This window comes from Pseudomonas sp. MT92, from assembly GCF_058792515.1.
The window spans coordinates 316,290-329,354 of sequence record NZ_JBXAFA010000001.1; the positions used below are offsets into that span (position 1 = coordinate 316,290).

Below are 13,065 nucleotides of genomic sequence, written 5' to 3' on the forward strand. Positions count from 1 at the left end.
CTAGCAGGCTAGCTCCCACATTGGATCTTCAGTGGACACAAACTTTGTGAACACCCCCGATTTCCTGTGGGAGCTAGCCTGCTAGCGATAGCGGTCTCCCATTCAGGGAAAATCTACATGACACAACACAACGACATGCTGATCGTCGGCGCTGGCATCCTGGGTTTGTCCCACGCCTACGCCGCCGCCAAACGCGGTCTCAAGGTCACCGTTTTTGAGCGCAGCGAAACGCCGGTCGGTGCTTCGGTGCGTAACTTCGGCCAGGCCCTGGTCACCGGCCAACCGCCGGGTCCGATGCTGGAGCTGGCCCGCGCCAGTCGCGGCATCTGGGGTGACTGGGCGCAACTCGCCGGCCTGCAACTCAAGCGCAATGGCTCGTACCTGTTCGCCCGCACCGAGGCGGAAGAACAGTTGCTTGAAGCCTTCTGCGAGGGCCGCGCCGTTGAACACGGCTACCGCGTCGAATTGCTGCGCGGTGCTGCATTGCGTGATCTGTACGGCGGCCAATTTCGCCACCACCGCGCCGCGTTGCACGGCATGGACGACCAGCAACTGTATTCGCGCGAGGCGATTCCGGCGCTGATCGATTTCCTGCGCCGCGACCTGAGCGTCGAGTTCCACTTTTCCACGCTGGTGCGTGATATCGAGCCGGGTCGCTTGCACAGCACGGCCGGCAGCTTCAGTGCCGAGCAGATCATTGTCTGTTCCGGCCACGATTATCAGACCTTGCTGGCCGAGCAGATCGCCGAGCTCGATCCGCAAATCTGCCGCCTGCAAATGCTCCGCGCCCGACCGCAAATCAACCTGAACCTGCAACACGCCTTGCTCACCGGTTTGAGTGGCGTGCATTACGGCGCCTTCTCCGACCTGCCGGAAGCCGCGGCGGTGCGGGCGGAGATCCTGCGGGACGCACCGCATCTGCACGAAAACGGCATTCACCTGCTGATCAGCCCGACGCCTTATGGCGAGCTGATCATCGGCGATTCCCATCATTACGGCCGCGATCCATCGCCCTTCAATGCCGAGCAGGTCGACGACTGGATGATCGGCCTGGCTGAGCAGACGCTGGGCTGTAAGGTGCAAGTGGTTGAGCGCTGGCAGGGTGTCTATGGTTCACGGGGGCCGGGGCCGTTTTCGTTCCTGCGCCCGGCTGATGGTCTGAGTGTGGTGTTGATGCACACCGGCGTCGGCATGAGCGTCGGGCCCGCGATGGCCGAGCGCAACGTGGCCACTGTTCTGGGAGAAATCTGATGGCGCGTCATGAGCAAGTGATCGCTGAAGTGTTCGGGTTGTACGAGCGCTTTGGCGACAGCGATTACATCGGCGAGCCGGTGTCGCAGATCGAGCACATGTCCCAGGCCGCGCAGTGTGCGCTGGCCGAAGGCTTCGATGACGAAGTGGTGCTGGCGGCGTTCTTTCACGATATCGGGCATATCTGCAGCGAAGACGCGGAGAACATGGGCGGCTTCGGCGTGGTCAGCCATGAACGGTTGGGCGCCGATTACTTGCGCAGTGCTGGCTTCAGCGAGCGCATGGCGCGCCTGGTGGAGTATCACGTTCAGGCCAAGCGTTATCTGACGCTCAAGGAGCCGGGGTACTACGAGCGCTTGAGCGAAGCCAGTCGCCGGACGCTGGAGTATCAGGGCGGGGTGATGACCGAGGCGCAGGCTGAGGCGTTTGAACGGGATCCTCTGTGCGAAATCAGCCTGCGCATGCGCCACTGGGATGAACAGGCCAAGGAGATAGATGTGCCGGTCATTGATCTGGCGGTATTGAAGGACAAGGCATCGCGGTTGTTGGCGGCGTAAACCGTTGGCACCGAGTCGCGATGGCGTCAGACCAGACGCTATAAATCTTTTGCCAAGACTTCGATCTGCTCCTGCCGCTCCGCCTGATTCAACTTTCCATGGGGATTGAGCGACGACCACTGCGGATAGGCCCGCGCCTTGTTCAAGGCTTCCGGCAGTTTGCCCTCGCGCCAGGTCTTGTCCTGGGGTGTGGCCACTTGAATGCTGTCCATCGCCGCGTGCCCTCGTGCGTCCAGCGCTTGCAGCAGCTGCCGTTGGCGTAGCGCCAATAATCGCAGCACGCTGTCATCGACAGTCAGTTCGCGCTGCCCCTTGATCTTGCCCAACAACCGGCTGCCGTAACTGCGGGCGGTTTGCAGGGCACCCCCCGCGATGGCCCCGGCCAGTGCCGCTGCGCCCAGGGTCAGGCCGCCGACCAGCAAATCGACCCCAGCTCCAGCGGCGGCGCCGGCTGCGATTCCACCGCCGACCCGCACGCCCAATTGCTTGAGGGTTTCGGGGTTGAACAGGTCATCGCCCCAGCGACCATCGAGCAGCGGCAGATCGCTGGCCGCCGCATCCTGTGGGCGGAAAGCGTAGAGCTTGAGCAAGGCTTCGACGCAGCGCTGTTCCCGTTGACGCACGGCTTTGCGCAATTCGCCGATGGCTTGTTGTTCCTGTTCGGCATCACTGGCCACGCTGCGTCGGCACGCAGCGCAGTCGATCAACAACTCGGCGATCAAGCGCACCGCACTCTGCTGGCGTGCCCGGCGTTGAGCCTGTTGATCGGCAATCAAGCGCTCCAGCTGCGGGCGGGCGTGTTCGAGCAACAGCGCGAGGCTTTCATAGAGTCGGCGTTCGCCATCCTCGGGCGGTGCGACGCTGTCGAAACGCACCAGCGCATGCAGGCCGAGGCGTGCCAGGGCTTCGCGCCAGGCCGGCTCGCGGTGGTTGGCGCTGCTGACAAAATTCAGCACCGGCAGCAGCGGTTTGCCACAACCGGCCAGCACTTCCAGTTCGTCGCGGTATTTGGCCAGCACCGGCTCGCGGGCATCGATCACATAGAGGCCGGCGTCGCAGGCCAGCAATTGCCGCAGCACCTTGGCTTCCTGTTCGAAACGCTGTCGTGCTTCGCTGCCCTCGAGGAAGCGTGCCAGCCGGGCCGGGCCGTCGAGGCGTTCGCCGGGGCGCTCCAGGCGTTCGAGGTAATCGAGCAGGGCGATGGCGTCCTCCAGGCCAGGAGTATCGTAGAGATCGAGCAAGGGCTCGCCGTCGACCGACAAGCGCGCGCCTTCGACGTGTCGCGTGGTGCTGGGGCGATGGGACACTTCACCAAAGCCGACGTCACGGGTCAGGGTGCGCAGCAATGAGGTCTTGCCGACATTGGTGTGGCCGACGACGGCGAGCTTCAGCGGTTTAGTCATGACCCGTCTCCAGCCAATTGAGCGGTGCGCAATCGGCAAAGGGCAGCTCCAGTTGTTGCAACGCGACGTGCCAGTCGCCAAGGCGCTCGGCGTCCAGCGCCTCACCGGGCGGTGCTTGCAGCAACCAGACGCGCGTGGCGCTGGCACTGCGGGCGAGTTCGGCGATCAGCGCCAGACTGCCGCGATCCGGCGAACGCCGTGGATCGCAAGCGATGGCCAGGCGCGCAGGCGGGAAACGGCCGAGTTGTTCGAGGAGTTTGTGCCGCGACTCGCGACTGTCGAGGATGCCTGCGTTACTCACATTCTTCGGCAGTGGCGGCGGCCACGGACGTTGGTCGTCCAGTTCGATGGCCACCAACAGCGCGCCATCGCTTTGCTGGTCGCTGACACCGCTTTCGACCCGATGCAGTTGCTCGGGCGCGGCATCGCTGATGCCCAGGCGTTCGCTGGTTGGCATCAAGCGTTCGCGCAATTGCGCATAGCCGGGCAGGTTCAAATCCAGGTGCAAGGACGCTTGGCCGGTTTTCCAGCGCCACAGACAAAACCCGGCGAGCAGCAGGCGCGGCACAACGCCGTAGACCAGCAGCACGCCCACCAGCCAGGCGGCCCAGGCCTGGCGGGCGCTTTCGATGTTCAATGCGGCATCGCCACTGGCGCGGATCATTTCCACGGTCGGCACGCTGAACCCGAGCAAGGACGGCAGCGCACCGAGGGCCTGGGTCACGGTGATAAAGGTATCGGCGCCGAGAATGGTGGTTTCCCAGACAAAGCCATAGCGCCGGGTCGCCAACAGCGTCAGCAGAATCACCAGCGCGCTGAGCATCGCCAGCAACCACAAGCTGTTGACCAGGACGCCGATGGCCCAGCGATTGAGTTTGTGTCGTTGCAACATCAGGATCAGGGCCGGGGCCAGTTGCGCGGCTTTGGCGTCGCGGGCGAGCTTTTCGCTGAGCCACAGCCACAAGCGCCCGAGGCTGGCGCCATGTTCGCCGGCAAACACCAGGCCCAACGCCCAGCTCAGCAGCAGGATCAGGTTCAGTCCGAGCAAACTGCCCAAGGCCCAGAACACATTGACCGGCATCTGGCCGTCACCCAGGGCGGCAAACGCCAGACCGGCGCCACTGATCACGGCCAGCACGGCCAATACCAGTAGTGCCAGCCGCGCACCTTGCAGCCAGTGTTTGAGCGCGTCGCTCAGGCCATCGCGCTCGGCCAGCCACAGGGCGCGGCGTTGAATGCGTGTCGGCAAGTCACCGCCGGCGCTGCGGGCGAGGCGATTGGCTTCCAGATCCTCCAGAGGGCCGGCGTGCGCTTCGCGCAGGCGGATGGTTTCTGTCAGCCAGAGGGTATTCAGTTCAGTCACGCGGCATCCCGTCGCTTAGATTGAGTCGTGAGCATAACCGCTGTGGCGCTTGTCGGGGGGGGCTACGTTGCGAGAAGTCGAGCCTCTGGTATCCTCGCCGGCATGACTAAATCACTCCCCCTCAGCCTGATCGCAGCCCTCGGTGAAAACCGTGTGATCGGCGTCGACAACAGCATGCCCTGGCACTTGCCAGGGGATTTCAAATACTTCAAGGCCACTACCCTCGGCAAGCCGATCATCATGGGTCGCAAGACCTGGGATTCCCTCGGTCGTCCGTTGCCGGGCCGCTTGAACATCGTGGTCAGCCGTCAGGCCGATCTGGTGCTGGAAGGCGCGGAAGTCTATCCGTCGCTGGAGGCCGCTGTGGTTCGCGCCGAGGAATGGGCGAAGGCACAAGGCGTCGATGAGCTGATGCTGATTGGCGGCGCGCAGTTGTATGCGCAAGGGTTGGCGCAGGCCGATCGCCTGTACCTGACGCGTGTGGCGTTGAGCCCGGAGGGAGACGCGTGGTTTCCGGCGTTTGATTTGAACCAGTGGAAGCTGGTGTCCAATGTGCCGAACCCGGCCGAAGGCGACAAACCGGCGTACAGCTTCGAAGTCTGGGAAAAAGCCTAAAAGCATCGCCAGCAGGCTGGCTCCCACAGTGGGTTTGAGGTGAAACACAGAATGTGTGAACACCCAAAATCCCTGTGGGAGCCAGCCTGCTGGCGATGAGGCCAGATCAGACGCTAAAGCATTTAAGCGTGCGCCAACGCCGAGTGCTCATCGGCATCCAGCAACGCTTTATCCGTCTGTTGCATCACCTGGCTGGTAATCGCTCCGGCCGTGATCGAACCGCTCACGTTCAACGCCGTGCGCCCCATATCAATCAGCGGCTCGACCGAAATCAGCAACGCCACCAGTGATACCGGCAACCCCATCGCCGGCAACACGATCAGCGCGGCAAAGGTCGCGCCACCGCCCACCCCGGCCACCCCGGCCGAACTCAGCGTCACAATCGCCACCAGCGTCGCGATCCACAACGGGTCCAACGGATTGATGCCCACGGTTGGCGCGACCATCACCGCCAACATCGCCGGGTACAGGCCGGCACAGCCGTTCTGGCCAATGGTCGCACCGAACGAGGCGGCGAAACTGGCGACGGACTGTGGAATGCCCAGGCGACGGGTCTGCGCTTCGATGCTCAGCGGGATCGTCGCCGCGCTCGAACGGCTGGTGAACGCGAACGTCAGCACCGGCCAGATTTTGCGGAAAAAGCGCAGCGGATTGATCCCGGCGGCCGACACCAGCACGCCGTGGACCACAAACATCAGGCCCAGGCCAATGTAGGACACCACCACGAAACTGCCGAGCTTGATGATGTCCTGCAGGTTGGAGCCGGCGACCACCTTGGTCATCAGCGCCAACACACCGTACGGGGTCAACTTCATGACCAGGCGTACCAAGCGCGTCACCCAGGCTTGCAGGGTGTCGATGGCATTGATCACTTTCTGACCTTTTTCCACGTCATCCTTCAGCAGTTGTAGCGCCGCGACCCCCAGGAATGCGGCGAAGATCACCACGCTGATAATCGATGTCGGCTTGGCCCGCGCCAGATCGGCGAACGGATTTTGCGGGATGAACGACAGCAACAGCTGCGGCACATTCAGGTCGGCGACCTTGCCGGCGTAGTCGGTCTGGATGGTTTGCAGGCGGGCCAACTCCTGGGTGCCGGCAACCAGGCCTTCGGCGGTCAGGCCGAACAGGTTGGTCAGGCCGATGCCGATCAGCGCCGCGATGGCGGTGGTAAACAGCAGCGTGCCGATGGTCAGGACGCTGATTTTTCCCAGGGACGAAGCATTGTGCAGACGGGCCACGGCGCTGAGGATCGAGGCAAACACCAGCGGGATCACGATCATTTGCAGCAACTGCACATAACCATTGCCCACCAGATCGAACCAACCGATCGAGGCTTTGAGCACCGGGTTACCGGTTCCGTAGACAGCGTGCAGGGCTACGCCAAATACCACGCCCAGGCCGAGTGCGAGCAAGACTTTTTTCGCCAGGCTCCAGTTGGAGCGGCGGGTTTGTGCCAGGCCCAGGAGCAGGGCGAGGAACACCACCAGATTCAGAATCAGCGGCAGATTCATTGGAACTCCCATTAGACATGTGCCAACTGCCTTGCGGGGCAGCTGCGAACCGGCAAGCCTAACAGCTTGATATCTAATGAATTAATATCAAAAACATCTCGTAACTGTCGTTTTTGGAATAAGCGCGTGTCGCTCTCGGAGAAGCAACTGGCGCGATAGGTACGTTGGCGGTCGCTGACAGACGAGGACTGTCACAGTTATTTGTTAGCGTCGATGTCTTTCTATCAGGGAGAAATGCCGATGAAGTTCGCACCGAAATTTCTGGCAGCAGCACTTTGCCTGGGCCTCGCGGGCCAAGTGTTTGCAACGGATCTTAAACACTGGCCTGCCGATCAGGCCAAGGCACTGGACGCAATGATCGCGGCCAATGCCAACAAGGGTAACTACGCGGTGTTTGACATGGACAACACCAGTTACCGCTACGACCTCGAAGAGTCCTTGCTGCCGTTCATGGAAAACAAGGGTCTGATCACCCGCGAGACCCTTGATCCCTCCCTGAAACTGATGCCGTTCAAGGACACCGCCGACCACAAGGAAAGCCTGTTCAGCTACTACTATCGCCTCTGCGAAGTCGACGACATGGTTTGCTACCCATGGGTTGCCCAGGTGTTCTCGGGCTTCACGCTGCAAGAACTCAAGGGCTATGTCGACGAGATGATGGCCTCCGGCAAACCGGTACCGGCCACTTACTACGATGGCGACGTGGTCAAGAACCTCGACGTCAATCCGCCGAAAATCTTCACCGGCCAGAAAGAGCTCTACAACAAGTTGATGGAGAACGGCATCGAGGTCTACGTGATGACCGCCGCCTCCGAAGAACTGGTGCGCATGGTCGCTGCCGACCCGAAGTACGGCTACAACGTCAAGCCGCAGAACGTGATCGGCGTGACCACGCTGCTCAAGGACCGCAAGACCGGCGAACTGACCACCGCGCGCAAGCAGATCACCGCCGGCAAGTATGACGAGAAAGCCAACCTCGGCCTCGAACTGACCCCGTACCTGTGGACACCTGCGACCTGGATGGCCGGCAAGCACGCGGCGATCCTGACCTACATCGACGAGTGGAAAAAACCGGTGCTGGTCGGCGGTGACACCCCGACAAGTGACGGCTACATGCTGTTCCACGGGGTCGACGTGGCCAAGGGCGGCATTCACTTGTGGGTCAACCGCAAGGATAAATACATGACCCAGATCCAGGGCATGATGGCCAAAAACGCGGCGGCCCAGGCCAAGGAAGGGCTGGCGGTGACGGCGGACAAGAACTGGGTGATCGTCAAACCTGAGGAAATCCAGTAAGGATTTGCTTCTCTGTAGGAGCGAGCCTGCTCGCGATGGTCGTCAACGATAACGCTGGAAGCCTGACACCCCGTGGTGCTCTCAGGTTTTTCGCGAGCAAGCTCGCTCCTACAGTTGATCGTGTGTTGCCCAAAAAAATACCCCGCACTTGGCGGGGTATTTTTTTGTTCGACGGTTAAGCCTTACAGCCCGTCGAGCATCGCCTTGTTACGCACAGCACCCTTGTCGGCACTGGTCGCCAGCAGGGCATAGGCTTTCAGGGCCGTGGTCACTTTACGTGGACGCACTTCCACCGGCTTCCAGCCTTTCTTGTCCTGCTCGACCCGGCGCGCGGCCAGTTCTTCGTCGCTGACCAACAGGTTGATCGAGCGGTTCGGAATGTCGATCAGCACTTTGTCGCCGTCCTGCACCAGGCCGATGGCGCCACCGGCAGCCGCTTCAGGCGAAGCGTGGCCGATGGACAGGCCCGAGGTGCCGCCGGAGAAACGGCCGTCGGTGAGCAGGGCGCAGGCTTTGCCCAGGCCTTTGGATTTCAGGTAGGACGTTGGGTACAGCATTTCCTGCATGCCCGGGCCGCCTTTCGGGCCTTCGTAGCGAATGATGACGATGTCGCCTTCCTTCACTTCGTCGGCGAGGATGCCGCGTACGGCGCTGTCCTGGCTTTCGAAGATCTTCGCATTGCCTTCGAAGACGTGGATCGACTCGTCGACGCCCGCAGTTTTCACCACGCAGCCATCAAGCGCGATGTTGCCGTACAGCACGGCCAGGCCGCCCTCTTTCGAGTAGGCGTGCTCGACACTGCGGATGCAGCCGTTTTCACGGTCGTCGTCCAGGGTTTCCCAACGGGTCGACTGGCTGAAGGCGGTCTGGGTCGGGATGCCTGCCGGGCCGGCCTTGAAGAAGTGGTGCACGGCTTCGTCGGTGGTCTGGGTGATGTCCCACTTGGCGATGGCTTCTTCCATGCTGCGGCTGTGCACGGTCGGCAGGTCGGTGTGCAGCAGGCCGCCACGGGCCAGCGAGCCGAGGATGCTGAAGATCCCGCCGGCACGGTGCACGTCTTCCATGTGGTACTTCTGGATGTTCGGCGCGACCTTGCACAGTTGCGGCACGTGACGGGACAGACGGTCGATGTCGCGCAGGTCGAAATCGATCTCGGCTTCCTGGGCAGCGGCCAGCAAGTGCAGGATGGTGTTGGTGGAACCGCCCATGGCGATGTCCAGGGTCATGGCGTTTTCGAACGCCTTGAAGTTGGCGATGTTGCGCGGCAATACCGACTCGTCGTTCTCGCCGTAGCAACGCTTGCACAGTTCGACGATGGTGCGGCCGGCCTGCAGGAACAGTTGCTCGCGGTCACTGTGGGTGGCCAGGGTCGAACCGTTGCCTGGCAGTGCCAGGCCCAGTGCTTCGACCAGGCAGTTCATCGAGTTGGCGGTGAACATGCCGGAGCACGAACCGCAGGTCGGGCAGGCGCTGCGCTCGTACTCGGCGACTTTCTCGTCAGAAGCGCTGGAGTCGGCGGCGATCACCATGGCGTCGACCAGGTCGAGGCCGTGGGAGGCGAGTTTGGTCTTGCCGGCTTCCATCGGGCCGCCGGAAACGAAGATCACCGGGATGTTCAGGCGCAGGGACGCCATCAGCATGCCAGGGGTGATCTTGTCGCAGTTGGAGATGCAGACAATCGCGTCGGCGCAGTGGGCATTGACCATGTACTCGACGGAGTCGGCGATGATCTCGCGGCTCGGCAGCGAATACAGCATGCCGTCGTGGCCCATGGCGATACCGTCATCGACGGCGATGGTGTTGAATTCTTTCGCCACACCGCCAGCGCGTTCGATTTCGCGGGCGACCAGTTGGCCCAGGTCCTTGAGGTGCACGTGGCCCGGTACGAACTGGGTGAAGGAGTTGGCGATGGCGATGATCGGCTTTTTGAAGTCGTCATCTTTCATCCCTGTTGCGCGCCACAGTGCGCGGGCGCCGGCCATGTTGCGGCCGTGGGTGGATGTTTTCGAGCGATAATCAGGCATGAAGCACTCCGGGCGGCTAAATCAGGTATCAAAAGGGAAGTGAGCTTCTATTGACGTCTGGAACACTCAGAAATGGCCGTGTGTCCGGAAGTTGCCGAAAACTTTGCGGGATCGCCGCGCGCTTCAGCTTGAGCTCATAAACCCGCCGGGGGATGACTGGCGATGAATGTCGCGATTCTACACGGCTGGCGTCAGGAGGGAATGCCGTGAAGCGTTGATCCGGCATATACGGAGCGTGCGGGATGACGACCGGCAGGTGTCATACACCGTCCAGCGCCCTTTGATTCTTGTGGTTGATCAGTGCATTCAGGCCAAGGCCCGCAAGACTCAATGTCAGAAAACCAATGGCCAGTGTCGTGGTCAGGTCCCCGGACACGAGATTGATCACCAAGCTGATGACGCCGCCACCCATGAAGATCAGCACGGCACCGACCGAAGTCGAGGTTCCGGCGTATTGCGGGTGGATGCTCATCGCCTTGTTATTGACGACTGGCCTGGTGATGGTGGTCCCGATGGTGCAGATCAGCATGGATGCCAGCACGGCAGCGACAGACAGGCCGAAGTGGCGAATCAGCCACAGCATCAGCACACCCGAAACCGCGATCAGCCCCAGGCCAACAACGATCTGCGTATGCCCTCGCAGGCGTTCTTGCAAGGCGTTGGCGACTGCGCCGCCGCCCACGTACGCAACGCCGTACAGCATTAGCGTCCAGGCGTATTCATAGGGTGAGAGGGCCAAGTGTTCCATGAAAATAGTGGGTGACGTCACGATGAACGAAAAATGGCAGGCGAAGGCCAGGGCCGAAATCAGCCAGTAAGCCATGAAGCGTGCATTCGAGCAGACATGCCAGTAGGCACTGAAAAATCCGCCGTGCGAAGCGGTGCGGATACCCGAGGGCTCCTTGAGCAGCCAGCAGGCGCTTGACCCTGCTGAAACGGCCAGTGCGACAAATACGTAAAAGCTGCCTTGCCAGCCAAGCTGCAATTGCAGCCAGGTCCCGAGCAGCGGCGAAATCGAAATGAATACGCCACTGGCGGTCACCATCCAGATCCTCAGTCGCTGCCTTTCATGGCCTTCGAACAAATCCTGCACCAGTGCCTGTGACAGCGAGAAGGCCCCGCAGCCGATTGCCTGGACCACGCGAAAACCCAGGAACCAACGGTATTCGCTGGAAACCGCGCATCCCGCCGCGCCAATGGCCGCGATGGCGATACCGCCCAACAACAGCTTCTTGCGGCCCCACATGTCCGATAGTGGGCCAACCAGCATCACGGAGAACGCCAGGCTGACGGCGAACAGGCTGACAGACAGGGCTGCCTCGGAAGGCGAAATCCGGAAGGAGGCTGACAGGTCTGGAAAGGAGGGGAGAACCACGTCCAGCGGGAATACGCCCAGCAGGGTCATGGTCATCAGCAGCAGGACGATTAACGGCTTTTCGTTGGCGTCATTGGCGTGCGGCATACATCAACGCGCTCGTTCCGTGAGGGGGGAACGAGAATTGATTTGATGAAGAAGCAAGTCAATGCGAAAGGGCGTGGGCCCTTTCTGAGTTTGTTGTAGGAGCGAGCCTGCTCGCGATGAACGTCAACGATAACGCGGTGTGTCTGGTTGCCCGCGGTGTCTTTGCGTTTTTCGCGAGCAAGCTCGCTCCTACAGGGGGGGTTGTCAGCTGTTTGGCAGCAGGCGGCAGGTGATGCTCTTGATGTAGCGGGTTTCGGCAATGGCCGGGTGTACCGGGTGATCCGGACCCTGGCCGCCGCGCTCGAGCATCTGGATGTTGCGATCCAGGTGGCGGGCGCTGGTCAGCAGGATGTTCTGCAGGTCATCTTCGGGCAGGTGCATCGAGCACGAAGCGCTGACCAGGATGCCGTCCTTGCTGAGCAGGCGCATGGCTTGCTCGTTCAGGCGACGGTAGGCGCCTTCGCCGTTCTTCATGTCTTTCTTGCGTTTGATGAACGCCGGCGGGTCGGCCACGATCACGTCGAAACGTTCTTCGCTGGCTTTCAGCTCTTTCAGGGCTTCGAAGACGTCGCCTTCGATACAGGTCATTTTGTCGGCGAAACCGTTCAGCGCGGCGTTGCGCTCGACGCCGTCGAGGGCGAAGGCCGACGCATCGACGCAGAACACTTCACTGGCGCCGAAGGCTGCAGCCTGCACGCCCCAGCCGCCGATGTAGCTGTAGAGGTCCAGTACGCGCTTGCCCTTGGCATAAGGCGCCAGGCGTGCGCGGTTCATGCGGTGGTCGTAGAACCAGCCGGTTTTCTGGCCCTGGATGACCGGCGCTTTGAATTTCACGCCGTTCTCTTCCAGTGCAACCCACTCCGGCACCAGGCCGAAGACGGTTTCGACATAGCGATTGAGGCCTTCGGCATCACGGGCAGCGGAGTCGTTCTTGAACAGAATGCCGCTTGGCTTGAGCACTTGGGTCAGGGCCGCGATCACGTCGTCTTTATGGGCTTCCATGGTCGCCGAGGCGATCTGTACGACCAGGATGTCGCCGAAACGATCGACCACCAGACCTGGCAGCAGGTCGGAGTCGCCGTAGACCAGGCGATAGAAAGGCTTGTCGAACAGGCGATCACGCAGCGACAGGGCGACGTTCAGGCGATGCACCAGCAGGGACTTGTCCAGCGGCAGCTTGATGTCGCGCGACAGCAGGCGGGCGCAGATCAGGTTGTTCGGGCTCATGGCCACGATACCCAGGGGCTTGCCACCTGCGGCTTCGAGGATCGCCTGGTCGCCGGCCTTGAAACCGTGCAAAGGGGTCGCCGCTACATCGATTTCGTTGCTATAGACCCACAAATGACCGTTGCGCAGACGACGGTCGGCGTTGGCTTTGAGGCGCAGGCTAGGCAGGGACATGACGTCGCTCCAGAAAAAAGAGCGGGAGTATAGCGTGTTGGGACGGATGCAGGGTCAGCGGTAGACATGCGGCGAGGGGGCTGTCCGCTCGCGATAAAGCCCTGTCTCTCGATTTGTCATGTCGAATCCCGCTTTTAGACGCTAGAATCTGCGCCTGACCCTGAGTGTGTACTTATGTC

At 61.5% G+C, this 13,065-nt stretch carries 10 protein-coding genes and 1 pseudogene; 5 read left to right on the plus strand and 6 right to left on the minus strand.

Annotated elements, in window-relative coordinates; all coding sequences use genetic code 11:
• Positions 1 to 117 precede the first annotated feature (117 nt).
• On the plus strand, positions 118 to 1,251 hold the full coding sequence (locus tag AC1Q6D_RS01500) for a TIGR03364 family FAD-dependent oxidoreductase (RefSeq protein WP_103402836.1): 1,134 nt from the start codon (positions 118 to 120) through the stop codon (positions 1,249 to 1,251).
• Positions 1,251 to 1,808, plus strand: a complete 558-nt coding sequence (locus tag AC1Q6D_RS01505; RefSeq protein WP_103402835.1) for a phosphonate degradation HD-domain oxygenase — start codon at positions 1,251 to 1,253, stop codon at positions 1,806 to 1,808. The genes AC1Q6D_RS01500 and AC1Q6D_RS01505 overlap by 1 nt, the downstream gene beginning before the upstream one ends.
• Before the next feature lie 38 nt (positions 1,809 to 1,846).
• On the opposite strand, the gene AC1Q6D_RS01510 is transcribed toward AC1Q6D_RS01505, so the two are convergent.
• Both AC1Q6D_RS01510 and AC1Q6D_RS01515 read right to left on the minus strand, forming a co-directional pair.
• Positions 1,847 to 3,211 (minus strand): GTPase/DUF3482 domain-containing protein, encoded by a 1,365-nt coding sequence (locus tag AC1Q6D_RS01510; RefSeq protein WP_047534616.1) that lies wholly within the window; start codon positions 3,209 to 3,211, stop codon positions 1,847 to 1,849.
• A complete protein-coding gene (locus AC1Q6D_RS01515) occupies positions 3,204 to 4,574 on the minus strand; it encodes a DUF2868 domain-containing protein (protein WP_103402834.1) in 1,371 nt (456 codons plus the stop codon). The genes AC1Q6D_RS01510 and AC1Q6D_RS01515 overlap by 8 nt, the downstream gene beginning before the upstream one ends.
• 102 nt (positions 4,575 to 4,676) lie before the next feature.
• Here AC1Q6D_RS01515 and AC1Q6D_RS01520 point away from each other — a divergent pair, with 102 nt between their 5' ends.
• On the plus strand, positions 4,677 to 5,189 hold the full coding sequence (locus tag AC1Q6D_RS01520; RefSeq protein WP_103402833.1) for a dihydrofolate reductase: 513 nt from the start codon (positions 4,677 to 4,679) through the stop codon (positions 5,187 to 5,189).
• A 122-nt stretch (positions 5,190 to 5,311) separates the two neighbouring features.
• Here the strand turns inward: AC1Q6D_RS01520 and AC1Q6D_RS01525 are convergent, their stop codons facing one another.
• Positions 5,312 to 6,703, minus strand: a complete 1,392-nt coding sequence (locus AC1Q6D_RS01525) for an L-cystine transporter (protein ID WP_103402832.1) — start codon at positions 6,701 to 6,703, stop codon at positions 5,312 to 5,314.
• 240 nt (positions 6,704 to 6,943) lie between these two features.
• Between AC1Q6D_RS01525 and AC1Q6D_RS01530 the strand changes: the two genes are divergently transcribed.
• Positions 6,944 to 7,999, plus strand: coding sequence for an HAD family hydrolase (locus AC1Q6D_RS01530; RefSeq protein WP_103402831.1), 1,056 nt, complete (start codon positions 6,944 to 6,946; stop codon positions 7,997 to 7,999).
• 35 nt (positions 8,000 to 8,034) lie between these two features.
• Positions 8,035 to 8,127, plus strand: a pseudogene (locus AC1Q6D_RS01535) (outer membrane lipoprotein carrier protein LolA); the annotation flags it as partial.
• 54 nt (positions 8,128 to 8,181) lie between these two features.
• Here AC1Q6D_RS01535 and ilvD read toward each other — a convergent pair.
• From ilvD to AC1Q6D_RS01550, 3 genes are all read right to left on the minus strand, one after another.
• Positions 8,182 to 10,023, minus strand: coding sequence for a dihydroxy-acid dehydratase (gene ilvD / locus AC1Q6D_RS01540; RefSeq protein ID WP_103402830.1), 1,842 nt, complete (start codon positions 10,021 to 10,023; stop codon positions 8,182 to 8,184).
• A 259-nt stretch (positions 10,024 to 10,282) separates the two neighbouring features.
• Positions 10,283 to 11,485: an MFS transporter gene (locus tag AC1Q6D_RS01545; protein ID WP_103402829.1), complete on the minus strand. Its 1,203-nt coding sequence runs from the start codon at positions 11,483 to 11,485 to the stop codon at positions 10,283 to 10,285.
• A 204-nt stretch (positions 11,486 to 11,689) separates the two neighbouring features.
• On the minus strand, positions 11,690 to 12,886 hold the full coding sequence (locus AC1Q6D_RS01550) for a class I SAM-dependent rRNA methyltransferase (protein ID WP_103402828.1): 1,197 nt from the start codon (positions 12,884 to 12,886) through the stop codon (positions 11,690 to 11,692).
• Positions 12,887 to 13,065: the final 179 nt, after the last annotated feature.